General features: G+C 65.1%; 24 protein-coding genes and 3 pseudogenes. 13 read left to right on the plus strand and 14 right to left on the minus strand.

Going from position 1 to position 24,851, the window contains the following annotated elements:
- Positions 1-29: 29 nt before the first annotated feature.
- Positions 30-341: a hypothetical protein gene (locus tag FV227_RS16135; protein ID WP_147725154.1), complete on the minus strand. Its 312-nt coding sequence runs from the start codon at positions 339-341 to the stop codon at positions 30-32.
- A 37-nt stretch (positions 342-378) separates the two neighbouring features.
- Here FV227_RS16135 and FV227_RS16140 point away from each other — a divergent pair, with 37 nt between their 5' ends.
- Positions 379-1,401, plus strand: coding sequence for a zinc-binding alcohol dehydrogenase family protein (locus FV227_RS16140; RefSeq protein ID WP_147725152.1), 1,023 nt, complete (start codon positions 379-381; stop codon positions 1,399-1,401).
- 52 nt (positions 1,402-1,453) lie between these two features.
- Positions 1,454-1,576: pseudogene (locus tag FV227_RS16145) on the plus strand (IS3 family transposase); the annotation flags it as partial.
- Between the two features lie 490 nt (positions 1,577-2,066).
- On the opposite strand, the gene FV227_RS16150 reads toward FV227_RS16145, so the two are convergent.
- The 3 genes from FV227_RS16150 to ligD all read right to left on the minus strand — a co-directional run bounded on the left by FV227_RS16150 (position 2,067) and on the right by ligD (position 8,029).
- Positions 2,067-4,703 carry an EAL domain-containing protein gene (locus FV227_RS16150; protein WP_187274839.1) on the minus strand — a complete coding sequence of 879 codons (2,637 nt, stop codon included), beginning with the start codon at positions 4,701-4,703 and terminating at the stop codon, positions 2,067-2,069.
- Between the two features lie 464 nt (positions 4,704-5,167).
- Complete coding sequence (locus tag FV227_RS29085) at positions 5,168-5,341, minus strand: hypothetical protein (protein WP_187274840.1); 174 nt, start codon at positions 5,339-5,341, stop codon at positions 5,168-5,170.
- 180 nt (positions 5,342-5,521) lie between these two features.
- On the minus strand, positions 5,522-8,029 hold the full coding sequence (gene ligD / locus FV227_RS16155; RefSeq protein ID WP_147725148.1) for a DNA ligase D: 2,508 nt from the start codon (positions 8,027-8,029) through the stop codon (positions 5,522-5,524).
- A gap of 205 nt (positions 8,030-8,234) precedes the next feature.
- Between ligD and FV227_RS16160 the strand changes: the two genes are divergently transcribed.
- The 3 genes from FV227_RS16160 to uvsE all read left to right on the plus strand — a co-directional run bounded on the left by FV227_RS16160 (position 8,235) and on the right by uvsE (position 11,961).
- The gene (locus FV227_RS16160; protein ID WP_147725147.1) at positions 8,235-9,143 is read left to right on the plus strand and encodes a Ku protein; all 909 of its coding nucleotides are present in this window, start codon (positions 8,235-8,237) and stop codon (positions 9,141-9,143) included.
- Positions 9,144-9,793: 650 nt separating this feature from the next.
- A complete protein-coding gene (locus FV227_RS16165; RefSeq protein WP_210246725.1) occupies positions 9,794-10,810 on the plus strand; it encodes a DHH family phosphoesterase in 1,017 nt (338 codons plus the stop codon).
- Positions 10,807-11,961 (plus strand): UV DNA damage repair endonuclease UvsE, encoded by a 1,155-nt coding sequence (gene uvsE / locus FV227_RS16170; protein ID WP_187274841.1) that lies wholly within the window; start codon positions 10,807-10,809, stop codon positions 11,959-11,961. The genes FV227_RS16165 and uvsE overlap by 4 nt, the downstream gene beginning before the upstream one ends.
- Before the next feature lie 86 nt (positions 11,962-12,047).
- Here uvsE and FV227_RS16175 read toward each other — a convergent pair.
- Positions 12,048-12,239 (minus strand): annotated as a pseudogene (locus FV227_RS16175) (DUF4113 domain-containing protein); the annotation flags it as partial.
- Positions 12,240-12,484: 245 nt separating this feature from the next.
- Here FV227_RS16175 and FV227_RS16180 point away from each other — a divergent pair.
- Positions 12,485-12,973: a hypothetical protein gene (locus tag FV227_RS16180; protein WP_147725145.1), complete on the plus strand. Its 489-nt coding sequence runs from the start codon at positions 12,485-12,487 to the stop codon at positions 12,971-12,973.
- Between the two features lie 79 nt (positions 12,974-13,052).
- On the opposite strand, the gene FV227_RS16185 is transcribed toward FV227_RS16180, so the two are convergent.
- From FV227_RS16185 to FV227_RS16195, 3 genes are all read right to left on the minus strand, one after another.
- Complete coding sequence (locus tag FV227_RS16185) at positions 13,053-13,499, minus strand: hypothetical protein (protein WP_147725144.1); 447 nt, start codon at positions 13,497-13,499, stop codon at positions 13,053-13,055.
- Between the two features lie 72 nt (positions 13,500-13,571).
- Positions 13,572-14,066, minus strand: coding sequence for a hypothetical protein (locus FV227_RS16190; RefSeq protein WP_147725143.1), 495 nt, complete (start codon positions 14,064-14,066; stop codon positions 13,572-13,574).
- A 33-nt stretch (positions 14,067-14,099) separates the two neighbouring features.
- On the minus strand, positions 14,100-15,644 hold the full coding sequence (locus tag FV227_RS16195; RefSeq protein WP_147725142.1) for a chromosome partitioning protein ParA: 1,545 nt from the start codon (positions 15,642-15,644) through the stop codon (positions 14,100-14,102).
- A gap of 809 nt (positions 15,645-16,453) precedes the next feature.
- Between FV227_RS16195 and FV227_RS16200 the strand changes: the two genes are divergently transcribed.
- From FV227_RS16200 to FV227_RS29090, 3 genes are all read left to right on the plus strand, one after another.
- On the plus strand, positions 16,454-16,942 hold the full coding sequence (locus FV227_RS16200) for a hypothetical protein (protein WP_147859441.1): 489 nt from the start codon (positions 16,454-16,456) through the stop codon (positions 16,940-16,942).
- Positions 16,942-17,481, plus strand: a complete 540-nt coding sequence (locus tag FV227_RS16205; RefSeq protein WP_147725139.1) for a hypothetical protein — start codon at positions 16,942-16,944, stop codon at positions 17,479-17,481. Before FV227_RS16200 ends, FV227_RS16205 begins: the two co-directional genes overlap by 1 nt.
- A 253-nt stretch (positions 17,482-17,734) precedes the next feature.
- The gene (locus FV227_RS29090; protein WP_187274842.1) at positions 17,735-18,199 is read left to right on the plus strand and encodes a hypothetical protein; all 465 of its coding nucleotides are present in this window, start codon (positions 17,735-17,737) and stop codon (positions 18,197-18,199) included.
- On the opposite strand, the gene FV227_RS16220 is transcribed toward FV227_RS29090, so the two are convergent.
- From FV227_RS16220 to FV227_RS16230, 3 genes are read right to left on the minus strand one after another with little or no spacing between them, the layout of a single operon-like run.
- Entirely contained in the window at positions 18,196-19,527 is a 1,332-nt protein-coding gene (locus FV227_RS16220) for a Y-family DNA polymerase (RefSeq protein ID WP_147725134.1), read from the minus strand. The genes FV227_RS29090 and FV227_RS16220 overlap by 4 nt on opposite strands.
- Positions 19,524-19,976, minus strand: coding sequence for a S24 family peptidase (locus FV227_RS16225; protein WP_147725132.1), 453 nt, complete (start codon positions 19,974-19,976; stop codon positions 19,524-19,526). Before FV227_RS16225 ends, FV227_RS16220 begins: the two co-directional genes overlap by 4 nt.
- A complete protein-coding gene (locus FV227_RS16230; protein ID WP_147725130.1) occupies positions 19,973-20,212 on the minus strand; it encodes a hypothetical protein in 240 nt (79 codons plus the stop codon). Before FV227_RS16230 ends, FV227_RS16225 begins: the two co-directional genes overlap by 4 nt.
- 123 nt (positions 20,213-20,335) lie before the next feature.
- On the opposite strand from FV227_RS16230, the gene FV227_RS16235 reads away from it, so the two are divergent.
- Together FV227_RS16235 and FV227_RS16240 are read left to right on the plus strand one after the other, a co-directional pair.
- Entirely contained in the window at positions 20,336-20,587 is a 252-nt protein-coding gene (locus tag FV227_RS16235) for a hypothetical protein (RefSeq protein WP_147725128.1), read from the plus strand.
- A gap of 11 nt (positions 20,588-20,598) precedes the next feature.
- On the plus strand, positions 20,599-20,841 hold the full coding sequence (locus tag FV227_RS16240) for a hypothetical protein (RefSeq protein WP_147859442.1): 243 nt from the start codon (positions 20,599-20,601) through the stop codon (positions 20,839-20,841).
- Positions 20,842-21,264: 423 nt separating this feature from the next.
- On the opposite strand, the gene FV227_RS16245 is transcribed toward FV227_RS16240, so the two are convergent.
- On the minus strand, positions 21,265-21,831 hold the full coding sequence (locus FV227_RS16245) for a MucR family transcriptional regulator (protein WP_147725124.1): 567 nt from the start codon (positions 21,829-21,831) through the stop codon (positions 21,265-21,267).
- 413 nt (positions 21,832-22,244) lie between these two features.
- Between FV227_RS16245 and FV227_RS29095 the strand changes: the two genes are divergently transcribed.
- On the plus strand, positions 22,245-22,661 hold the full coding sequence (locus tag FV227_RS29095; RefSeq protein WP_187274843.1) for a hypothetical protein: 417 nt from the start codon (positions 22,245-22,247) through the stop codon (positions 22,659-22,661).
- A gap of 373 nt (positions 22,662-23,034) precedes the next feature.
- Positions 23,035-23,430 carry a MucR family transcriptional regulator gene (locus FV227_RS16255; protein ID WP_147840978.1) on the plus strand — a complete coding sequence of 132 codons (396 nt, stop codon included), beginning with the start codon at positions 23,035-23,037 and terminating at the stop codon, positions 23,428-23,430.
- A gap of 48 nt (positions 23,431-23,478) precedes the next feature.
- Here the strand turns inward: FV227_RS16255 and FV227_RS16260 are convergent, their stop codons facing one another.
- Together FV227_RS16260 and FV227_RS29890 are read right to left on the minus strand one after the other, a co-directional pair.
- Positions 23,479-23,871, minus strand: coding sequence for a response regulator (locus FV227_RS16260; RefSeq protein ID WP_147725122.1), 393 nt, complete (start codon positions 23,869-23,871; stop codon positions 23,479-23,481).
- Between the two features lie 813 nt (positions 23,872-24,684).
- Positions 24,685-24,851: pseudogene (locus FV227_RS29890) on the minus strand (amidase); the annotation flags it as partial.

Here is a 24,851-nt window from a genome sequence, read left to right on the forward strand (position 1 = left end):
GCGCCGGACAGTCAGGGCATCCTCGGCCTTCAATCGCCGGCGTTCCGCGAGATGCCGTCGTTGCCCCCGATGCTTTCGACACGCCCGCCGACGCCCAGGCTTGGAATGAAGCACCCTTCACGGCGGCGGGCCCGCGAGCGATCCGGCGTCATGATGGAGACGTGGGCCGCGACTGCCTCGTGGGGGTCGATCAATGTCGATATGCCGAGCCGTCGTCCGATGCCGGCGTGAACGACGCTTGAGCCGTTCGGTCCCACGGCGCCGTCAATGGCGGCGGCCCCCACCCGGCACTCATCCGATCCGTTTCCCGGCCTATATGAGCTGGCTTCAAGGCCCTTCATCCCTGGGCGACATCGAACCAAGCGTTAGGAGAGAGCCATGCGTGCCGTCACCTACACCGAAGGTTCACCAATCGCGGCGCCGGGCGCGCTTGTGGACACGACCTTCGCCGATCCCGTCCCCACCGGCCGCGACCTGCTCGTGCGCGTCCACGCCGTCTCCGTGAACCCGATCGACACCAAGGTGCGGCAGGGGGTCTATCAGCAGGCCTGCACGCCGAAGATTCTCGGCTGGGATGCGGCCGGAATCGTCACGGCCGTCGGTCCCGAGGCGCGCCTGTTCAAGCCCGGCGACGCGGTGTTCTATGCCGGTGCCCTCGATAGACCTGGCAGCAACGCTACCCTGCAATGCGTGGACGAGCGCCTGGTCGGGCGGAAGCCCGACACCCTGGGCTTCTCGGCCGCCGCCGCATTGCCGCTCACAGCGCTGACCGCCTGGGAGATGTTGTTCGACCGTCTCGACGTCTCCAAGCCAGTGCCCGGCGCCGCGACTGCGCTCCTGATCATAGGCGGCGCGGGTGGCGTTGGGTCGATCGCGATTCAGCTCGCCCGGCAGCTTACCGAACTGACGGTGATCGCTACCGCGTCGCGCCCCGAGACCGCACAATGGTGCCGGGATCTCGGCGCCCACCACATCGTCGACCATTCCAAGCCGCTCGCCGCCGAGGTAGCGGCCCTGGGTCTGGTCAGCGTACCGGGCTTCGTGTTTGCGACGACAGGGACCGATGCGCATCTGCCTCAGATCATTCAACTGCTTGCGCCGCAGGGGCGGCTCGGCCTGATCGACGATCCTGCAACCCTCGACGTGATGCCGCTCAAGCCAAAGAGCCTGTCGCTTCACTGGGAGCTGATGTTCACCCGCTCGCTGTTCGGAACGGCAGACATGGAGCGGCAGCACGAGATCCTCACCGAGGTCTCCCGCCTGATCGACGCGGGAAAACTCCACAGCACGCTCAATGAGTCGTTCGGACCTCTCAATGCCACCAACCTCGCGCGGGCTCATGCACTGATCGAGAGCGGTCGCGCGAAGGGCAAAGTCGTTCTGGAAGGCTTCGACGATTAAGCTGGCCTGCCCCTGAAAAGTGGTCCTCCCTGAGCGATGTAGGGGATTCATCATGGGTCGGAAGCAGCATACGGCTGGAGAAATCGTCGCGAAGTTGCGTCAGGTGGATGTCCTGGGGTTGCAAGGCCGCAAGGTTGCCGAAGCAATCCGGTCGATCGAGATAACGGAGGTCACGGACTGTCGACGCGCCGGTCGCTGGCGATCTCGGCGCTGTCGCTGGCCAACAGCGCCAACCAGGGCATCCTCCAGCTCCTGCGCTGAGCCGGGTCGGGCCAGCGCGGCCGTACCGCCGCGCTGGCTGCCACGTGGGAAGGCGCCCGAAGCGGTCGGGCGGCGCAACACACGCCGGTGCGCCGATAGTGTTGAATTCGTCTGTCAGGAGGTCGTCATCACCGTCAAGGCGCCACGCGAAGTCCCGACGCCTAACCACCGCCTAGCCACGTGCTCCCGCGAACCCGGCCGGAAGTCCGCGTGATGTCCCGGTTGGCGCAGCACAGCACCAGCATGTCCGAGCGTCTGCATCGGAAGCCGAGGCAAGCCGGGTATGTCAGCCGGGCCGAGTCGGATCCGGAATGACCGTTCGGGGTGGGAAACGTCTGGCTGCTTTCAGTCGCGTCCGGTCCTCAAGCAGACATTGATCTTGCGGTTGTAGCATGGCGGCTGCTTCACGCCGCCTTCCGCGGGGTTTGCTCTCTCATAAAAGCCAGGGCCTGCTCGGGCGTCATCGGCTTGCCGAACAGGAAACCCTGAACCTCCGTGCATCCCGTTTGGGTCACCAGGGCAAGTTGATCCTCAGTCTCGACACCCTCGGCGGTGATCGCGGTCCCAAGACGTTCGCCGATGCTGACCACGGCGCGGACGATGGCCTGCGCGTCGGGGTCGTCGATCTCGCGTACGAACGACCGGTCGATCTTGATCTTGTCGAACGGGAAGCGCCGAAGGTAGCTCAGGCTGGAGTACCCCGTCCCGAAATCGTCCAGGGCGATGCGGACGCCGAGGGACCGAAGCCTATGCAGGCAGGCGATGACCGCGTCGCCATCCTGGATCATCAGACTCTCTGTGATCTCCAGTTCGAGCCTGTTGGCCGCGAGACCGGAGACCGCAAGGGCGTTCGCAACGGCCGCTTCAAGGCCGGGCTGCTGGAACTGGACCGCCGAGACGTTGACGGCGATGCGCGCCTGGATCGGCCACGACGCGGCGAAGCGACAGGCCTCTTCCAGAGCCCAGGTCCCGAGGGGAACCACCAGGCCGGTCTCCTCTGCGATCGGGATGAATTCGGCCGGCGAGACCATCCCGCGGATCGGATGCGGCCAGCGCATCAAGGCCTCGAAGCCACGGACCTGCCCGTCCGTCAGTGCGACGACGGGTTGGTAATACAGCCGAAACTCCGCCTTGCGATGGGCGAGATGCATGTCGAACTCAAGCTTGTTCCTGTCCTCCAGGGCTTCGTCCATTCCCTTGGTGTAGACCTGGGAGCTGTTCCGTCCGGCCCCCTTGGCCCGGTAGAGGGCGAGGTCGGCATGGCGATGCAGGAGATCTACCTCCAGTCCATGTTCCGGTGCGAGCGCGATCCCGATGCTCGCGCCGATGGTCACCACCTGGCTGCCGAGATGGATCGGTTGGCCGATGGCGTCGATGACGGTCCGTGCGAGCGCCTGCGCGGTCTCAAGCCCGACCCCCGGCAGGATGATCGCGAACTCGTCCCCGCCGAGGCGCGCGATGACGCCCTCATTCCCGACGGAGTCCCTCAAACGGTCGGCGACGACGCGTAGGAGCCTGTCCCCGGCATGGTGTCCGAGCGTGTCGTTGACGGTCTTGAAGCGGTCGAGGTCGAGGCAGAGCAGCGCGGCTTGACCGTTTCCGAGATCCGCGAGGGATCTTTCGAGCGTCGCGTGGAAGACCACGCGATTGGGTAGGTCGGTGAGGTTGTCGTGACTCGCGACGTGGGCGATGCGCGCCTCGGAGACTTTTCGATCCGTGATGTCGATCTGGAGGCCGACGCAGCGGACGGGCTCGCCGGCCGCGTCGTCGAGCATGCGACCGAAAGACTGCATCCATCGCGGTTCGGCCGGGACCGCAGGATTGGCGATGCGGAACTCGCAGCTGTACGTGGTCCGATCGGCTATGGCGCGCTTTACCTCGTCCCAGACCTTAGGAAGGTCGTCGGGATGGACCTGCACCTTCCAATCGGCCAGCGGGATCTCCATCGCGTCCTGGCCGACCGGTACCGGAAGGTTGTGCATGCGGGCGCTCATCGATGAGAGCCGGACGACGTCGTCGCGCATGTCCCACTCCCAGATGCCCGCCTCGGCCGCCTCCTGGGCGAGACGCAGGAGGTCTCCGGTCGCCTTCAGCGCGGTCTGTGCCGCGATGATGTGGTCGATATCGAGCGCCGTACCGAGCCACTCGATCACCTCTCCGCTGCGCTTCAGCGGGATCATGACGATCCGGTGCCAGCGGTAGTCGCCGTCATGCCGCCTGAGGCGACCTTCGAGTTCGAAAGCCTGCTTGCTCGAGACCGCGGCCTCCCAGGCGCTCGACATGCGGTCGACGTCACCCGGATGGTTGCGGCTGTGGGCCCGGCCGCGCGAACCGTCGGCCTCGCCGTAGTAGGCACGGAAGCTCGCGTTCCGGTAGGCGGTGACGCGGTCCTCGGGCGAGACGGTCCACACCATCTGCGGCAGGGCATCGGCGAGTGAGGCGTAGCGGGATCGGGCGTCGCGCAACGCATCATCGGTATCCGCCAGCGTCGCCGCCACGCGGCGATGCTCGGTACGATCCTGGTAGACGCGCAGGTTCGCGGTCACGACCTCGGCCAGGTCGCGGAGCTGGCGGCCCTGCTCGCTCGAGAAGCGTCGCGGCTCGGTATCGATGATGCAGAGTGATCCGACGCGGATGCCGGACCTCAGGATCAGCGGTGCGCCGGCATAGAAGCGGATGCCCGGCTCCCCCGTGACCAGGGGGTTCGACTTGAACCGGGCATCGTCACGGGCATCCTCGACGATGAGGACCTCGTCGGCCTGGATGGTATGGTTGCAGAATGCGACGTCCCGGGACGTTGCGTCGTGGCTCAGCCCGCAGCGCGCCTTGAACCACTGGCGGTCTTCGTCGAGGAGCGAGACTAGGGCAATCGGCATTCCGAACAAGACCTGCGCCGTACGGCAGATCGCATCGAACTGGGTCTCCGGTGCGGTATCAAGGATGTTCAGGTCACGCAGGGCGGCAAGGCGCTCGGCCTCATTGGAAGATCGCAACAAGGGGGTGTTCATCAGCGTGAACTCCAGGATCGGGCGATCCACCATTTTTGAAACCAACATTTACGCGATGTCTCGCTCACGGCGGCTTAATCGATCCTTAATCCTGCCTGGATCGCTGCCGACAATTGTACGCCGAGAACAGACCTATCCCCGAGTCACAGCCCTCTTGAGCCCGCCTGCGAACGAAAGGTGCCAGCGGCGGCTTAACCCCTTCACGCTCAGGGACATTCGCGGGATCTTCGTCGGGCGAACAGGGCGTCGTTTCGATTGGGCCCGGCTTCGTCGGAGAGCCACATGTTTTCTTACCCGGCGTGAAGGGGATGATACTGGTCTCAGTATCCGCTAGGGGAAGAAGGAAGTTAGATCTCTTCTAAGACACCTTGCTCGTTCCTCCGCCGCATCCTCGTCGACGTCGCCATCGCTCACGAAATATCGCTTGCGGTACACCAGCTCCTTGATCGCTTCCTGACTGTGTCCAAGCTCTGGATCTGCCCATGCTGGTAGGGCTCCTAGACCAAATCGGCACTGATCCAGAGCGTGATGTCGCTCACACGCATCGTTACGCGATCCGGCAGGATGTCCCAGGCCTCCTGAGCGAAACGCCGATAGCGATCGAATGATCGCACACGGAAGAGGCACTTCTTTTCCGGTTCGAACGCGGCCGCGGACGGGCGAACGGTCATTGCTGGGTTCGCTGCTGCAAGGACGGCAGTTGGCCGAATGACCGCTTTCGGGCCCGGCGCGAGCAGCCTTGAGCGGCGAGTTTGGGTCGACGGTGGAACATCCGCTTCGGGACGAAGGACCAAAGTCTGGTCGCCAGCCCAAACGCCCCTCGTGAATGGGTACCAAGCGTCAGGTTTCGCCTACGAGGTCCGTCGACGGGGTCGGCGCCCAGCAACCTCGAGCGGACGAGCCGCGCGTTCGAACCCAGTCCAGGGATCGCGCTGTAATGCGGACAGGCGCCCCAGCAGGCTTGTAACGTCGAAGCGCGCCCCGGAGCCGAGCGACGGAAGTTCGCTCCAATCGATGGGAACGGATACGGGCGCCCCGGGGCGCGCCCGGGTGGAGAAGGCCGCGACGGCGGTCGCGCCTTGCTGGTTGCGCAGGTAGTCCACGTAAATCCGTCCCTCCCTGGCCTTCCTCGACACGGTCGCGACGAAGCTGTCGGGGACGTCCTTCGCCATCTCGGATGCGATGCGCTTCGCGAAGGCCTTGGCCTCGTCCCAGCCGACCTTCGGCTCGATCGGCACGATGACGTGCAGCCCCTTGCCGCCGGTGGTCTTCACGAAGCTGGCGAGGCCCGAGGCCGACATCCGCTCGCGCACCTCCAGCGCGCCGGCGACGAGATCGTCCCACGCGACGCCGTCGCCCGGATCCAGGTCGAACACCAGCCGGTCCGGCCGATTCGGGTCCGAGACCGTCGCCCCCCATGGATGGATCTCCAGCACGCTCGACTGGACGAGGGCGCGAAGGCCATCCCGATCCCGGATCACGACGGTGTTCTCCCCGTCCACGGACCGGATATGGCGGTCGTCGAGACCGGCCCAGGCGTGTTTCTGGTAGAAGCAGGATCCGAGGCCATCCGGGCACCGGAGAAGCGATAGCGGCCGGTCGACGACGTGCGGCAGGATTCGGTCGGCAACCTCTTCGTAATACTCGGCGAGACCCTCCTTGGTCAGGCCGACGTCGGGCCAGAGCACGCGATCCGGATGCGTCAGCGGCGTGGCCTTCACCGGCGGCTTCCGCATACGAGGCTTCGCGGCCGCGGCCCCCTTCTCCCGTACGACCTCCTCAGGCCGCACGTCGCTCCGGAGGGTCTTGAAGGACGCGTGCCGAAGCTGGCGGTCGCCCGTCCACCCGCGGAACGTGACCTCGCAGACGAGCCGGGTCTCGACCCAGCGGGCGTTGCGGCGCGCCGGCGGCGGCAGCTCGGCCGCGAAGGGCGCCGCCGGGATGCGCAGCGGTTCCAGCTGCGTCCAGAGATCCCGCGCAACCGCGTCGCGGAAGCCGGTGCCGACCCGCCCGACGTGGACGAGGGTGCCGTCCTCGTGCGTCCCGAGGATCAACGACCCGACGGACCTGGACGCGGTGGTCGACGGCATGTAGCCGGCGACGACGAACTCCTTCGACAAGCTGCATTTGATCTTGCGCCAGGCATCGGTCCGGCCCGAGCGGTGGGGCGCGTCAGCGCGCTTGGCGACGATGCCTTCCAGTCCGAGCCTGCAGGCGTGGCGCGCCATGGCCTCGCCATCGGCGATGAGATGCTCGCTGAACCGGATGGGGCCGCCCGGCGGGGCGTCGTCGAGGACCTGCAGCAGCAGGTCCTTGCGTTCGGTCAGGGGCAGGGCACGCAGATCCCTGCCGTCGAGGTAGAGCAGATCGAAGGCGTAGACGACCGCCGATCCCGTATCGCCGGCGGCGAGCGCCTGTTGCAGGGCGGAGAAGCTGGAGACCCCGCTCTCCGTCTCGACGACGATTTCGGCGTCGATCAGGGCCGAGGGCAGCTTCATACCCTTCAGGGCCTGGGCCGCGGCTTCGAACTTCGCGGTCCAGTCGAGGCCCGAGCGCGTCAGAAGCTTCACCGAGCCGCCGTCGATGCGGGCCTGCATGCGGTAGCCATCGTGCTTGATCTCGTACAGCCAGCCGTCGCCGGTGGGTACGTCGTCGACGAGGGTCGCGAGCGCGGGTTCGACGAAGGGCGGCAGGATCGCCTGGCGGGCCCCCTTGGAGCGGCTCGCGGGCGGCTTCGTCCTCCTCTCGGCGGCGACCTCGGCGCGGGCCGCATGATCGGCTCTGACGACCCCGCCCTCGGCGAGATCCCGGTTGGTCCGGCCCGACAGGACCGAGGCCTCGTGCTCGACGAGGATGTCGCCGTCGCGGCGGGCGTGCTCGTCGTCGGCCTTCACCAGCAACCAGGGCTGCTTCTTCTCGCCGCCGCGGCCCTTCATGCGCACGAGATGCCATCGGCCCACGAGCCTTTCGCCGTGCAGGGCGAATTCGAGGTGCCCCTTCGCCAGTCCAACGGACGGATCACCCATGGGCTCCCAGGAACCGGTGTCCCAGACGATCATGGTCCCACCGCCATACTGGCCCTTCGGGATCGCGCCCTCCCAGGCCAGATAGTCGACCGGGTGATCCTCCGTCTGGACCGCGAGCCGCTTCTCGGCGGGCGACAGGCTCGGTCCGCGCGTCACCGCCCAGCTCTTGAGCACCCCGTCCATCTCGAGCCGCAGGTCGTAGTGGAGGCGCCGCGCGTCGTGCTTCTGGACGACGAACCGCGCCTTCGCCGCCTTGCGGCCGCGCTTGCCCTTGGGCTCGGGCGAGGCCTCGAAATCCCGCTTGTCCCGATAGGATCTGAGCAGCTCGGTCATCGTCCTGTGAGAACCGGAACGGCCCGTTCGGGTTCCTGGGCCGACTCCTTCGACAGGGCCATCTACAATAATGGGCAGGTTATCCACAGCTGCGCCTGTGGAGGAACGAGTCGAGTTGGACCCTCGTTGAACCGTCAAGCTCCCGACCTTCGCGGCGCGAAGGCATCGGCGGCCGGAAATACTTCGACGGACACAGGAGACGGACGTGGCAGCCCGCGCCAACTGGAAAGGTCATCTTCGACTTTCACTCGTCTCCTGCGCGGTCGGACTGTATCCGGCAGTCAGCTCGTCGAGGGAGCTGAAGTGCCATACGATCAACCGCGAGACCGGCAACCGTCTCAAGCAGCTGATGGTCGACTCCGTGACCGGCGACACCGTGGATCGCGACGATCAGGTCAAGGGATGCGAGATCGCCAAGGACGACCTCGTGCCGATCGAGGACGACGAGCTCAGCGAGATCGCCCTGGAGAGCACGCACACGATCAACATCGAGGCGTTCTGCAGGCGCGCGGAGGTCGACGAGCGCTACCTGGACAAGCCGTACTACCTGGCGGCCGAGGACAAGGTCTCGCGCGAGGCCTTCGCCGTGATCCGGGATGCGATGAGGAAGAAAGGCATGGCCGGGCTCGGCCGCATCGTCATCTACAAGCGCGAGCGGGTGGTCCTGCTTGAACCGTACGGCAAGGGCCTGCTCGCGACGCTGCTGCGATACCAGGACGAGGTCCGCTCGCCGACGGCCTACTTCGAGGACATGCCCGACGGCGATCCCACGGCCGAGATGCGGGCGCTCGCCGAGGAGCTGATCGCGCGCTCCACCCGAAAGTTCGATCCGTCGAAGTTCGAGGACCGCTACGAGGAGGCGCTGATCGCCCTGGTGAAGGGCAAGGCACCGAAGCCCGCGAAGGGCAAGAGCAAGGGCAAGGCGAAGGCCGGTGCGCCGAACTCCGGTAACGTCGTGAACCTGATGGAGGCCCTTAAGCGCAGCATCAGGTGCGAGAATGGGGAGGGATCAGCGAAGGTGCAGCCGCGGAAGACCAAGGCGAAGACCTCGACGCCTTCGAGGAAGCGCATTTCGGGCAAGGCTTTGGCCGGCAAAACCCGGAAGGCCGCTTGACCCGGCGTGTGACCGACCTCGCCGGTCGACGCTCTTGACCGACAATCCGACTCTCCGGCGGCCGCTTTCGCTGCGGTTGCTAACCCGATGCGCGAACCATGAAGCGATCGATCTGGATTCGAGGGTTGTTCCGGTCGGTTGGCGTATGGCGGCCGTCCTTCCATTCGGTTCGCGGCGATGCGTTCACGGAGACTGGCGGCAAGTTGCGCAATCGCGGCCGCGATACAGTGGCGACAGGGCTTTCCCGGTCCAAGGGCATCGCAGCTGCCGGGAAACCGGCAGGCCGAACCAGGCATGGCTCCCAGAGCCCTTCGACGTGATTCCGACCAGATCCTAACATCGTCCGACCCCGGACATCAGGAGGCCGATGCCGTTTGGGAGGCCGTATGGTGCCGACGGCCGATCGCCTGTGCGCTTGCACCCCGGGCAATGGAATCTTTGAACAGAATTCTCTGATTTGCCTGCCATCGGTTCCGAAACTCGGACGTTGCCTCGCCGGGCGATGCGCATCTCTTGCTTGCATCAAAGGATTTCGGGGCCGGCCTTCGAACGGGGCCATGGGGTATGAAATGACGGGTGGGTCAGTGAGGTCTCGAATGGTCGGAAGCCTGTCATCGCATGGCGATACACGAGGGTCGGCACGGGACGCGATGAAGGCCGCCCTCGCCAAGTTCAACAAAAAGAAGCCCATCCTGATCGTCAGCCATTTCGATGCGGACGGTCTGACCGCGGCCGCCATACTGGTCCGAGCCCTCCGGCAAGCGGGATGGGAGGCGGTATCGCTCGTTGTCGGTAAGGGGGAGTCACCGTGGGACCCCCAGGTCGCCGACCGGCTGGGCGAGCACGAGCCCGGCGGACTGATCCTGGCCGACCTCGGCACCCGAGCCGACCCCGTGCTGTCGGGCTGCCCGACACTCGTCATCGACCACCACGTCCCGACCGGCGAACCGAGGGACGCGATCACGATCAGCGGGAACGGCCTCGCCCCTGAGCCGACCACCGCCCTGCTTGCCTGGTGGGCCGTTGGCGCCATGGGGGACCAGGCCGACCTGCTATGGCTGGCGGCGGTGGGCCTGATCGGCGACATGGCCGAGGGCCTCGACTTCCCGGAGATCGCCGAGGCCCAGGCTCGCTGGGGCAAGACAGCCCTTCGCGATGCCACGTCGCTCGTCAACGCCCCCCGCCGAACCGCGGCGGCCGACGCAGGGCCGGCGTTACGACTTCTGCTGGCATCGGATGGCCCAAAACGCATCACCAAGGGCGACGATGCCGATGCGTTAGCTTTGCACGCGGCCAAGACCGAGGTCCGGGCGGCCATGGACACGGCCAAGCGCGTGCCGCCCGCCATCGGCGGCGACGTCGCGCTGATATCGCTCGACTCCCCGTGCCAGATCCATCCCCTGATCGCCCAGCAATGGCGGGGGCGCCTGAAGAACAAGATCGTGATCGCCGCGAACGCGGGCTATCGCCCCGGCTGGGTGCATTTCGCCGCTCGGTCGGCCAGCGGGCGCGATCTCATCGCCTTCCTCGCCGAGCATCGTCCGGCCAACGCCGACGGGCGCTACGGCAACGGCCACGCCCAGGCGACAGGCGGGGCGCTGCGCAACGCCGACTGGAACGACTTCATCCAGGGACTCGGGTTTCCCCAGGCACAGGTGCAGGCATGACCGGCAATGATCGTCCTTTGCGGCTGGGCTTTCCCGTCAAGGTGATGGGGCGGCCAGACCTGAAGTCGCAGGACACCCGGCGCTGGCAGAAGGATCCGCACCTCAAGTGCTCCCTCGAACTGCTGGACCACGTCCTGGACTACCTCAAGTCTAAGAACCTCGACATGTACCGGATGTCGTCGGACATCGCGCCTTATGCGACCCACCCGGACATGCCCCGGTTTCACAACATGGTGGCGGAGAGCGATGCCGAGCTGCGGGCGTTCGGCGCAAAGGCCCGGGCCTACGACATCCGGCTGTCGTTCCATCCCTCGCAGTACGTGCTGCTGAACGCTCCGAACTCCGAGCTCACGAAGAAGAGCATCTGGGATCTCTCCAGCCAAGCCGAGATGCTGGACCGGATGGAGCTGGACGACGAGGCGGTGATGATCACCCATGTCGGTGGCGTCTACGACGACCACGAGGCGAGCCGGGCGCGTTGGGTCGACGGCTGGAACCTCTGCCCGGAGCACGTGAAGCGCCGTCTGGTGCTGGAGAATGATGACCTGCGCTTCTCGGCGGCGGACGTGCTCTGGATCCACGAGCGTACCGGTGTGCGGTTGATTTTCGACTACCAGCATTTCTGGTGCCTCAATCCCGAGCGGCTGGACATGCGCGAGACCTTCGAGCGCTTCCTTGCGACGTGGCCCGCTGGCGTCCGCCCGAAAATGCATTTCTCCTCGCCGCGCACCGAGTTGCGCGAGATCAAGCAAAAGATCACCCCCAAGCGACGAGAGGCGGCCAAGGCCGGAAAAGCCAGGGGTAAGTCGAAGGAGGTGTTGAAGGCGCCGATCAAGGCGACGGCACGGGTGAAGACGGTGTTGCGGCCCCCCGTCTGGACGGGTCACGCCGACTTCACCAACCCCTTCGAGTTCGCGACGTTCATGCGGATGGCCGAGGGATTGGTTTTCGACGTGATGCTGGAAGGGAAATCCAAGGACCTCAGCCTCCTGCGTCTTCGCCCCGATTTGCTGCGCTTCGCACCCGACGTCGCCGCCCGGTTTGGGATCACCCCGCAGGCGGCGACGGACGACGAGGAGCAGCTGGAGCAAGGTGTCGACGCCGACGATGAGGCGGATGTCGATGAGGGGCGCGCTGAAGCCGCGGAATGACCCCGGAAATCCCGGGACGCCACCTCAAAGGTGCGCACTTCACGACAAGACGACCCTGCTGCGACGGCCCGCCATACCGCCGGTCGCGCGTGCGCCATCGCCAACTTGCCGACCTGGCTCGTGTAGCGCGGCGTCCGCATCTCAAACTTCGTGCTCCATGTCCGTTTTCTCACGAGTCTAGCCCGGGCGGGGACGACGCTGCCGCGGCCGAAGCGGGCGTTGCAGGCGTCGATCGCCGCCATCAGCGGCCGGGAGCGCTCGCGGTCGAGTTGGCCGATCGATGGGCGGACAGGAGAGGGTCTTCCGCGCTATCGAGAACGCGTGGCGCTGGGGTCCCATGCTGAAGGTCAAGCTCCATCGGCAGCGGAAGGTCTTGGCACGGCGCAAGGCTGGGAGAGCTGTGTGGAGATCGGCCGGAGCTAGGACGCCGTGACTTGCAAACCGGACACTAGATAGTCTAAATTTACTATCATCAATAATCGCGGCCTATCTAAATGGCGCACGCGTCGCGCCAAGGAGCTCCATGAAACCGGTGAAGAGATTCCCTTTCGGATACCTCTCAGCTCTCGATGCGTCTAATCAAGGGGATGCTGTCGGCACTCATATCACGAAGGTGCTACCGCTTGTCGGTCACTTCGACAGCGTTGGAACGGAGATTACCTCCGACCCTCGTTCGCCACCTGAGGATTGGTCAAAACTAATCGATCGGGTTCGTCAGGCGGCCCAGCATGCTCGTGATATTGAGGCGCAGGCTCAGGAACAGGAATTGCGCGTTCAGGCATTGCTCGACCGTGTCCGGCAGGATGTCCGGGATGCCGCTGAGCGTGTCCGAGCTGCCGAGGCACGCTCTGCCGATATCCAGAGCCGTGCCGACGCCTTGCTAAAGGCTGCCGACGAAAAACTGCTGGCGGCCGAGGAGCGTGCGCGTATCTCCGAGGAGTGGCTGGCGCGGGTCCAGGAAACTATCGTGGCAGAATTTTCAGAGAAGCCAGCCTTAAAACACGTTATCTGATGCCGGCCTTCAAAATGACCACAGGCAAGATAGAGACGAATGATAGTTTTTGTATAAATCTCTTAATTTGATGAAGCGTTCATTCGCCGCCATGGCGCTCGCGCGGCTGATCTATTAATTCGAACGTAATGGCGGCCTGTACCTTCTCGAGCCAACCTTCGGCGCTTTCAGCGCGCCTCTCGGCAGCTTCTGCCCTTTCTTCAGCTTCTAGAATTCTTGCATTTGCCATCTCGCAGAGACGGAGTGCGCCGTCCAGCTCAACGAGCGCCATATAGGCGACACGCTCTGCCTCGGTGGATTTCTCCTGTAAAACCCTGACCTCATGGTCGAGGTTCCTGATTTGCGTGGCGTAGTCCAGGCGTTCCTGCTTGATGCGAGCGAGCAGCAGGCACGCATCGGAATGGATCTTGTTGCGCCAAAGCTCGAAACTGGTAATTTCTGTCTCGGCCTGCGCAATCAGTTCAAGGACGACACCCGGGTTGACCTTGGCAAAATGCAACGGTGTAGCAAGGCTCGACGAGCCCACCTGAGCATGATCGGCGGAAGTAGCCGTAAACGAGGACGTCGGGTCCGACCTGAACACTGCACCGAGTCCGTTTCAGTCAGAGGGTTCGCCATTGAGGGACGCGGCTTTCTGTGCGGCCCTCGATCCGAAAGCCGTGATTGCCGCGTCGTGAAGCCGGACGAGCCACGCCTCAGCTTCGTGGGCCCGGCTTTCGGCCAGACGCGCGCGCTCCTCGGCACGAGAAAGCTTCTGCTCCGTGAGCGAGATCTGCTGATTCAGACGGCGCATCTCCTCCGATGCCTGGGTGGTGACATGCGTAAGCTGGGCTTCCAATTCCGCAGCTCGCTGCTCACCGATGCGGATCGCTTCGCTCGCCTCTTCGATGAGATCGACGGCGGCCGACCACTCCCTCAGGGGCGGCCCTCCTGCATTCTCCGGGTTTGCCGACATTGCTCCAGACCCACCTTCCGATGAGGGGAGGAAGCTGACGACCTTTTCTCCAGGCTTCGTCGCGTTCGATTGCCATGCACGAAGCATCATCGACTGACCCGTAGAGAACGGCATGTCTTTGGAGGCGGGATCGCTCATCCTAAACCTTGTTCCGCAATAAATATTTGATCGTTAATTTTGAACGGCTGCGTTGAACGGCCGGACGTTGCTGACGGGCTCCGACGTTGGCTCGGCACCAACCGGAGACGCATCCTCTTCCCCGGCCCGCCATCCTCGGCCCGAGCGTTTGAGGACTTCGTACTGCTTCTGAAGCGATACACGCGTTTCCCGGGCGATGTCCAAGGCGCCTTGGACCAGAGCGCGCTCCGAGCGCTCGTTCTGCAAGTCCTCCGTCAACCGCCGGTTTGCCAACTCGAACTCGGCGCGCGCCGCTTCCTGACGATGGGTCATCTGCTCGATGCGCTCGACGAGGGCAGCGTTGCGAATGCCGGCTTGCTCGACCGCCGCCTCTCGGGCAGCCAGCGCCTTGCCGAGCATGTCGCAGCGCGATTCGAGTTCACCGCGCAACCGCTGCATGTCGAGGAACCGTTCGGTCTGACGCGCCAGATCGGTCTGAAGGGAGTCCAAGCGCCTCTCCGCAGTGGTACGCGCGATGCTAGCCTCTTTGAAATTGCGATCCGCGATCCTGTGCGCCTCATCCTTCTCACGGAGTTGGTTGCGTGCCTGGCCGAGCAGCTGCTCGTTCGATTCCGCTCGATTGGTCGCGGCTTCGAGCTTCATGGCCAATCCTGAGCGCTCGGTCCGCAAGAAGCTGAGGTCCGTCTCGTGTTGAGCCTCGTTCCTTTCTCGCGCGGCGACCTCGCTCGCGAGCTGGCTCTCGGCCGCCCGTAAGCGATGGCGCTCCACTTCAGCCAGAGCCTCCAAGCTTCGATGGCGGCTCTCCAGTTCCGAGAGCTGGACGGCCTGCTCCTCGTTGAGCGTCGTCATGCGGCGGTTGTCCGCATCGAGGACACCAAGGCTCTCGCGGGCGCCGAGCAGCTCATGCTCCGATCGTGCGAGCGCGCTGTCGGCGGCCTGTGCTTCCAGCCGCAGGGCTTTGTTCTCGCCGCTCAAAGCCTTCACCTGTTCGGCTTCAGCGAAGAGTTGCCGCTCCATGTTTTCGATGGAGAGCGCTTTGTCGCGGATCTCGACACGCTGGTCGGCGATCGTAGCGTCCGCGGCGCGCAACTGGTTCTCAGATCGATCGGCTCGCGCGAGGGCATCGGAGAGCTCGGTGGCCAGACCGGCCGACCGGGTGAGAAGCTCCGCGACTTCGAGCCTGATCGTTCGGCTCGATTGGAATTCCTGCGCAAGCGACGTCTCAAGTTCGGCGATGCGCATGCTTGCGCGAGGCAGTTCATCGCTAATACTGATGATCGGCTCGAGAATGGAGGAGAAATCTTCCTCCAATGTCCTCAAGTCCTCCAGGCGATCCATCATCGCATTGATGCGCTGCCTTACGACCTCATCGCGCTGGCCGATCGAGTCGAGAGACAATGGCTTCTCCGCGCGCGCGGCGCTCGTCCGTTTCATTGCGCTATCGAACGCATCGAGGTTCGCTTTGGGCAGGGCGATGTCAGGCTTGGGCTGTCTCGATACCTCATCGACCGGCGCATCCTTCAGCGACGAGCCAGTCGACGGCGATGACAGCACGTTCCGAAAAGATGACCATGCCATCGCGAAGACGATCCTATACGCATTAAATGCCTATTATAGGCATAAGTAGATTTATATCACGCAAATCTATTAAAGGCGAATCCCAAATGCGGCGGGAACATTCGGATTGACATCGAGCGTTGTTTTTTGATTCAAGCTCGTTCAAGCGTCCAGTTTCGACGTCTAGTCGAATGCGCGCAGAAATTTTCGGATGAGATTGCGTCCTCTCATGGATGGGTTGTTCGTTTTTTTCTTATAAGGAACGTTGAATGCTTTCCGATGTACAGTGGGCGATCGCGCTGACATCTGCGGCGGCGGCGCCCACGTCGCGCGATGACGATCTCGGCCACAAGGGAGCTGCCGTTGATGGTGAGCAGGCGCCGGCTGTCAGCCGTCCCAAGCGACGCAGAGCCCCCGTCGAGGTCACCGGGGCGGCCGGTGGAACGGACGCCCGCAAGCGGATGCCACGGGCGCCGGCGGCGGCCCTCGAAACGGACCGATCCACTTAAGCCCGCCTTGTGGCAAACCCGACACAGCAAGGCGAAGGCTTCTGCCTCTATGTTTCGGTTCTGTGAATGCCTTCAAGGGGCGCTCAGTACCAAGCCATCCTAAACATAGCGACTTCACGCAGGCCGGCTGGAGCGAGCCGTCGAGAAAGCTTTGCTGCAGTGGATGGCGGTCGCCTTCGACTAAGTTGACAACGCCGACGACGCGAACGCCCGCGACATCAGCGATAGCCATTGCGTTAAGCTTCTGTTAACCATTGCGAACGATCTGTTAACTGAGCAGGCTGGCGTGGTCCGAGCCTAAGCAAATAGTGAGATAGTCCAATGGACCCGGCGAAGAAGTTCTCTTGGGAAAGCCTCTCGCCGCTGGACGTCCCGGTCGGCGAACCGGGTCCCGACGCTCAGCTCTCGAAGGTGTTGCGGCTGGTCGGCCCCCTCGATGACATCGGCGGCGGCCAGCCGCCGACGCGCCGGTCGTCGCCGCAGGACTGGTCGCTGCTGATCGACCGCGTTCGGCATGCGGCGACCCATGCGCGCGAGGTCGAGGCCCAGGTGCAGGAACAAGAGCAGCGGGTCCAGGAGCTGCTGGAACGCGCCCGCGAGGATCTCAAGCTGGCCGCTGAACGGGTTCGCGCCGCCGAAGCGCGAACCGCCGACATCCAGAGCCGCGCCGACGTGTTGCTCAATGCCGCCGACGAGCGTGTGAAGGCGGCGGAGGAGCGCGCGCGCATTGCGGAAGAGTGGCTGTCGCGGGTCTACGACACGATCGCGAACGAGTTCAGTGTCGAAGCGTCTGCGAAGCGGACCGCCTGATGTCGATCAACGCTCAGCGCCGGACCGTCGATGCGCGCCAGGACGGAGACGAGGCCGAACCCAGCGATGCTGCACGCAGCAGCACGAAATGGGCTGCCGACGTTACGTCGGGCAAGAAGGTCGTGCCCCTTTTCGCCGAGCCCAGCATGCCGGGTTCGCAGGAGACGTTCGCCGAGCCGACAGTCGTCGATTGGCCCGCCGCGCTCGACCTAATCCGAGATGTTGGAGCCCGTGTACGCCGGGCACGCGATTTTGCTCAGGAAGTCTCGCTTCGCTCCCAGTCGATCATCCGACGGAGCGTGAAGCAGACCGAGGATGCCGAGCGGCGTGCGCAAGCTGCGGAGGCGGCAGCCAAGGCTGCGACACTGCGAGCCGACAAGGCCGACGAACTCGCCCGTCTGTCGGAAGCCCGAGCCAAGCTCGCGGAGAAGCAAGCCGAGGAGGCCAGAGCCGGCGAAGCTGAAGCCCAGCTATGGCTGCGTCGCGTCCACGCCTGCCTCAAGGACGAACTGGGCGATATCGTCGTTGACCTTGCCTAGCAACGCTGTGGCTGCGACGTGATGATCCCGCCTCGGCCGGGCCCAGCGGGGCCTAGCCGGGGAAGAACGAGGCAAAGGGGTCTCATCCTTTGGAAGTTGAATCGCGCTGCACCCCGGCGTTGCGCAAGACCGCCGAGAGGACGATGCCGAGGCTCAGCCCGATCCTCCCCTTCGTGCGCTACGCTGCCTCAAGAGAACCTGAGACCACCGCGCCGCCGAGCTATGCCGTCGCGGCATCAAGCGTAGGAGAGGTGTGCTCGATCTCACGAAATGGGCTCGGGCGGCGATCAGGCGGCGGGTCGTCGAGCAGCTCCACGTGCCAGGCACGATGACCGCCATCGGCCGAGACCTCCCGGACCACATTGCCGACGACCACGCCGTCGAGGACGAGATCGTAGCTGTCAACCGCGAGGCGGTCGAGGTTGCACACTTCGGCATAGGGCGTTGCTCAGGTGCGCGACGGCAAGCCCGTGCGCCCGTCCCCGCCCTCGACGCCGAACGCGGCGCGGCACGTCCGGCCATACTGGTTCGGCTGCCGGGTGCCGACCGCCTGCTGATGACCGCACGTCTGGGTCAGGCGGAGATACACGTCGTAGAGGTCGGCGTGCTCGCCGAACCGCTGCCGGAGGCGAGCCAAGTCGTAGGTGCCGCGCCGCTTGCACGGCGGGCACTCGACCACGAGCCGGCGCCCGCGGAGGTCGCACAGGCGCTCCATTAGCCGGCCACCGCGATTGGCAGCTCGCCGACCTGCGTCGTGTAGCGCGGCGTGCGCATCTCGAACTTCGTGCTCCACGTCCGCCTCTCCACGAGGCCGGCGCGGGCTGGGACGACGCTGCCGCGGCCGAAGCGGGCGTTGCAGGCGTCGATCGCCGCCATCAGCGGGCCGGAGCGCGCGCGGTCGAGCTGCCCGATCAGAGCGCGTGGGCTGGCGTCGAGCAGCATCAGGTCGGTGGTCACGATCCCGGCCTTGCTGAACCGCCACGGCCGGTCGCCGGGCTCGCGCCAAGTCCTCGCCACGCCGAGGCGGGCGGCTTTGATGAGCGCCAGCGTGTCGTTCGTGGCCTCCGGCAACGTCACCGTGGTCGAGACCGAGCGCATCGGTGCGCCCCGGTCGTGCTCGCTCGTATGGTAGAACACCGAGACGTGGTTCGTGGCGAGCCCTTCGCGCCGGAGCTTCTCGCCGAGCCGCGTGGCGTGCGCCGAGACCGCCTGCTCCAGCGTGGCGCGGTCCTCGATCCGGGTCGAGAACGAGCGGGTCACCGCGCAACCCTTGCGCTGGGCCGGCAGCGCGCCGAGCGGCAGGCAGGACAGGCCGCGCAGCTCGTGGATGATGCGCTCGCCCACCACCGTCAGCGCCTTGCGCACCGGGCGGGGGTCGAGGTCGGCGAGATCGGCCACGCTGTCGACGCCCATGGCTTCGAGTTTGGCGAGCGAGGCGCGGCCGATGCCCCAGACCTCGCCGGCCGGGATGCGGCAGAGCCAGTGGTCGTACTCGGCCGGATCGGTGAGGTCGCAGACGCCGTCGAGCGGAGCGATGCGCTTGGCGATGTGGTTGGCGAGCTTGGCCAGGGTCTTGGTCGGGCCGATGCCGACGCAGGTCGGGATGCCGGTCCAGGCGCGCACCGTGGCGCGCAGATCGCGGGCCAGCGCGACGCGGCGATCGGCCCGCACGTCCGAGAGGTCGAGGAAGCTCTCGTCGATCGAGTAGATTTCCACCATGGAGGAGAAGTCGCGGTAGACCGCGTTCGCCCGGGCGCTCATGTCGCCATAGAGGGTGTAGTTCGACGAGAATACCCGCACGCCCTTCATCCGACACATCTCTCGGATCTTGAACCAGGGCTCGCCCATGCGGATGCCGAGCGCCTTGGCCTCGGCCGTCCTGGCGATGGCGCATCCGTCATTGTTGGACAGCACGATCACCGGAACGCCGGAAAGCTTCGGGTCGAACACGCGCTCACACGAGCAGTAGAAGCTGTTGCCGTCGATGAGCGCGATGGCGCGCCCTCCGCCGATCCGGTCGCGCAGCCGCGGCGCCGGACCACTCACGACAGTCGCCCGCGGGCGAGGTGCCAGCGGATCGAGAAGCGCAGCACGCCCCAGATCTCGACCTCGCCGTACTCGTCGACGGCAAACGCCGGCATCTCCGGGTTGTCGAAGTCGAGGCGGGCCCGGTTGCCGGCCATCCGGTAGCGCTTGCACGAGAGCTGCCCGTCGACCACCGCGACGACGACGCTGCCGTCCTCGGCCCGAAGGCTGCGGTCGATGCAGGCGAGGTCGCGGTCGTGGATGCCGGCGCCGCGCATGCTCTCGCCGCGGATCTGCATCAGGAAGGTCGCCGGCGGGTTCGGCACGAGCCAGCGCGGCAGCTCGAGCGCGCCTTCGAGGAAGTCGTCGGCGGGCGACGGGAAGCCGGCGCACAGCGCCTGCCCGATCACCGGCACGCGGACGGCATCCGTGCTGCCGAGGATCAGTTCATCGACCGCGTAGGGGCTCACGCGGCGTCGCTCGCCGGTGCCGCGGCCACGCCAGCTCGGACGTAGCCGTACGAGATCAGCCGGTCGCGTTGCTCGGTCCGGCGCTCGGCCTCCGAAAGGTCGGACAGCGCGTCCTCGATCGCCCGGATCAGCGCGGCCCAGGCGTCGCCGCATGCAACCAGCCGGTAGGCCCATGCGATCGCCTCGGCCTCGGTTGAACGGATCTCCACAGGCGGTTCGTAGGGCTGGGGGTGCATCGGTGCTCCGAGTTGTCCAAGAACATACAAGGAACAGACAGTAAGCGGATCGACGGTTCAACCATGGCGATCACAGCCGGGCGCGAAGCGGTGGGATGCTGTGGAGGGCGGGGTAGAAGGCCAATGCCGACACCGCTTTACCGCTTCCACTGCACGGACGGGCACGACCTCATCGCCGATCGGCTGGGCAAGCGGCTGCCGACCTGGGCGCTGATGCGCGCGCATGCCGAGCGCGTCGTCCTGGACGTGATGCTTGGCAGCACGCGACGCGATTGGTCGACTTGGACGGTTGAGGTCTACGATGGAACGGGCCGGCACGTTCTCTCGAAGCCGTTTAGGGACGTGCTCGACAATCGACCGCCGAGACAAGGCTGAGGGGACGCACCATCGGCGCGAAGACGACGTTCGTGGGGCAGACCTTCATCATCGAGCGGAAGCGCCTGGTGCCCGGCGACCGCGAGGTGGCGCCGACAGAGAACGGCGCGGTAAAGAAGGCCGAGGCGATGTCCGGCATCGCGGCACTGAAGATCGTCGCCGACGATGAGGCCGGGAAGTTGGAGAGCGCGACGATCCTTGGCCAGTTCGGCGAAGTGCCGGACGATTTTGCGGAAAGCTTGCAGGGCAGTTGAGGTGTGAGCCGACTCTGCCCGGCCGCCTGATCCCGAGCGGCGCAAGTGTGTCTTCAGTCCGTCAGGACGGCGATCAGGGAGAAGGAACTCGCGAGCACGAAGGTGCCGGCGACAAGGGACGCGATCAACAACATGGGATGCCTCAAGCGCACACAGCGCCATTACCAACGTGCAACGCTTCGCTCAGTTGCCTGCGCGCACGGGAGGGCTGCCTTGCAAGACAATGCTGTTGAAGACTTCGAGCCTTCACACGGGAGCAGACGGTTCAGCCCCGCCCCGATCGGTTCACGGGACGGGGGAACCCGGGATCTCACCAGCGAGGCCGATACGCAACGTGGCCCGGGTGTAGGATGGCAGGACTCGGTTAGAAGCACATCACCGCGACGGATGCCGCGGTGTGCCGGAACGGGGCGCTGAGCGGCCTCAGGCCGTCCCGGCGACCTTCTTATGCCCGCGTGCCTTCGGAGCCGCCCCGGACGCCCCTGCGGCCTTGGGCTTCCGACCACGGGTCTTGGGCGCCTCGGAGACTGTCTCGTCGGCCGCGGCAGCCTTGGGAGCTGCTTTACGCCTCTGCTGGCCAAGGCCAAGCGAGCGCGCCAGCTCGGACCGCTGAGCGGAATAGCTTGCAGCGGTCGACGGGTAGTCCGACGGCAGACCGTAGCGTGCACGGTACTGCTCCAACGTCAGGCCGGCCACGGTCAGGTGACGCTTCAGCGTCTTGTAGGGCTTGCCGTCGAGGAAGGAGATCAGCGCGTCCGGCGTGATCGACTTACGGATCTGTGCCGCGGTCGGCTTCTCGGGGCCGGCAGGTTCAGCAGTCGCCCCATTGCTGAGACCGGACAAAGCCGCATGCACGCTGGCGATCACATTGTGCAACTCCGACACCGGCACGTTGTTGTTCGACACGTAAGCCGCGACGAGGTCGGCGGCGAGTTCGATGAAGTTATAGGGTTGAGCTTCGAGTTTTTCGTCCACGACGATCCCTTCCATCAAGAGGATCCACCGCTCCACCCGATGAGGTAGATCGTCAAGGCATACGCATAGGAAACGCACCTCCGCTTTACGAAATTCCGGTCGAACTCACTGTCATATCCGAGCTGAGCGCATCGGCGGGGGGACTATGTCGTGCCAAAGGAACTCCCGTCGCTTGAGCGTTATGCATCTCCTCATTTGGGTGCCATCCCAACCCGATTACGGATCGCGCACCCGACGGTGGAGCCAACCGCGACACCATCAGGCTCTAAGACCAAGCTTTGAACGCCAAAGCCAAGCGAAGCCCTAAGAAACACTCCGATACATTTTCGTGTGTCGTAGGACACGCTGTCGCGAGAACTATCGCAAGGTCTAGCAGTTGCTCCTTTATAACAGGCCGATTCTGATGGGTCGGCTATGGAGTTCACGGAATGAAGAAAATTGCTTTTGCGTCAACGGCTCTGATTGCAGCCTTGGCTTTCACGCCGGTGACCGCTGATGCCCGCGGCTTCGGCGGTGGCGGTGGCGGTGGCGGCTTCCACGGCGGTGGCGGCGGTTTCCGTGGCGGCTTCGGCGGCGGCGGCGGCGGCTTTCGCGGCGGTATAGGCACACCCCGCGGCGGTTTTGTCGGACGTGGGTTTGCCGGCCGCGGCTTCGCGGGTGGCTACGGTCGCGGCGGATATGGTCGGGGACTTGGCTACGGTCTCGCGGGCGTCGGTCTTGGCCTGGGCGTCGGCTACGGCTTAGGCGGCTACTACGGAAACTGCGGTTACGGTGGCACGTACGGGTACGGCGCCTATGGGTATGGCCCAGGCTCGTGCGGCGGGTACTACGGCTACGGGTACTGAACAGCAGCCGCAGGCTTGCGCATGATAATGAGCCCCGGACCGCAGACGCGGCCGGGGCTTTTTTAATGCGCATCGGCCCCGGCTCACCGCATTTTCCGGATGAAGTCTTTCTCCACGGCTGCACCTGAGTGACGCCGCACTGCCGCGGAGCGTGGTGAAAGCAGCTGGGACCGCCCCGATGGGGCGCCGGGCTGCCTTCTCCTGGAAACCTTATCCGTCGATCATGCGTACAGGTCACGGCAGGATCGCACGATCTTGTGCGAGTCATGCCTTGATTTGGACGAGAGATCGGTAGATCTCACGCCAGTAGCGTACATACAGGATAATCGAAGTGACGCAAGAAAACCTGGGGTTAAACCCTGACATGCTCGCAATGGCGGGCGAACTGGTAGCGGCTTACGTGTCCAACAACCGCGTGCCGGCAACTGAACTTCCCGCTTTGATCCGCACCGTTCATGCGACCCTCAATGGCATCGCGAGCGTGACAGCGGCTGGTGGTGTCAGCACCCCGGACGAAGAAGTTGAGAAGCCCACCGCGGCACAGATCCGCAAGTCGATCCGGCCCGACGGGCTCGTCAGCTTCATCGACGGAAAATCATACAAGACGTTGAAGCGACACCTCACGAAGCATGGGCTCGACCCGCGCGGCTACCGGGCGAAGTTCGGACTGCCGGACGATTATCCGACGACGGCCGCCTCGTACTCGGAGGCCCGGTCTGCTCTCGCAAAAAATATTGGTTTGGGCCGGCCAGGTCGCGCAGCCGCCTGAGCAGCGTAGCTCGATGTCGCCTCGATCGGCGAACCGACGAGGCGACCTTCAAAGCTCCATGCCGCGCGCCGATATGATCCGTCGCGTGGCTTTGACCAACATTTCGTCTGAGAACGGCTTGCGCATAAACTGTGCAGCCATCGGCAGCTGATCCTCGGTCGGCGACGCCAACCCGGATACGATGAGGATCGCGACCTCCGGCCATCGTGCCGCGACCGCTTTCGCTAACGTGAACCCGGTCAACGGCTCGCCGGCCAGATCCACGTCCGCAATCATCGCGACAATCTCGGGTCGAGCGTCGAGATGAGCAACCGCAGCATCTACGCCTGTTGCCCCGGCCACCTCGAAGCCGGCATCACCCAGTGCCGCGACCATCGCCATGAGCTGGACTGGCTCGTCCTCTACGACCAACACGGCTGCTCGCGCCTTAGACTCTACCATGGGCTGCGTTCCCGTGCTCCAATTCTCAGGAACGCAACTGACGCGGATCTCGCCTCACCTGCCAGGTTCACGACTTTGAGTCGCGAACCTACTCCGTGCCTCAACCTGCCCCATAGCCGCCCTTCGAGTTGCTCGAGCTAGTGGACGGCGGCTTGCCGTCGTAACCGCCGCTCTCAGGCGTGCGGTCTGGCTTTGGATCGGGCAACCCGGGCGAGGTTGGTCCCGCGCTCTCAGCCAGGGGCGGCGGCGCCTTTGAGGGATCGAACGGATGACCGGGCGGCTGAGCGCCGATGGCCTCCGTCTTGGTCGCTGTGTCGTCACTCATAATGCCCTCGCTCGTGTCCTGTCTGAAGGCGCGCAGGCCACAGGAGTTCCGGCGGTGTGGCAGATCTCTGCGACCAATCGCACCTCTACTTCCACAGCTCCCCCTCTTCACCTCTGAAAAGGACGGCGAACGGTGGGACGCTCGCGTCGGGTGTCGGGCGCCCGGCGCTGCGACCTCGGTCGGCAGCTCGCGGCGCAGCCGGCAGCCGCGAAGATCGCGAGCGCGGGACGTCGGACCCGCATCTACCTCGCGACCGCACACGGGAACCTCCGGAGAACGCCCGCCTCCCACCGTCGGCGCGATCCGGCCGACGCGGCACGGTCCCCGCGTTTCGAGGTTCTCGACCCCGATCGGTCGCGAGCGGACCCGGCCTGTGATCGGCGATCAACCTGCGCGGAAGATCTCCACGCAAGACCTGCGCGGACGACCTGCGCGGACGACCCGCACCGTGACGGTCGCCCGCGCGGGTCGCGCGGTGATGGCCCCGTTCAGGCCTTGGTCGTCAGGGCGGTCTTGGGCATGAGCATATGGACGCCCTTGTTGCCGTCGACCGTCTGGGTGATGCGCAGGTTTCCGGCGAGCGAGCACAGCATGTAGGCCTGGTTGCGGGTCAGCCCGGTGCGGGCGCAGACGTGGCGCACCATCTCGCGCACCG

Origin of the sequence: Methylobacterium sp. WL119 (assembly GCF_008039875.1) — a bacterium.
Classification (GTDB): Bacteria; Pseudomonadota; Alphaproteobacteria; order Rhizobiales; family Beijerinckiaceae; genus Methylobacterium.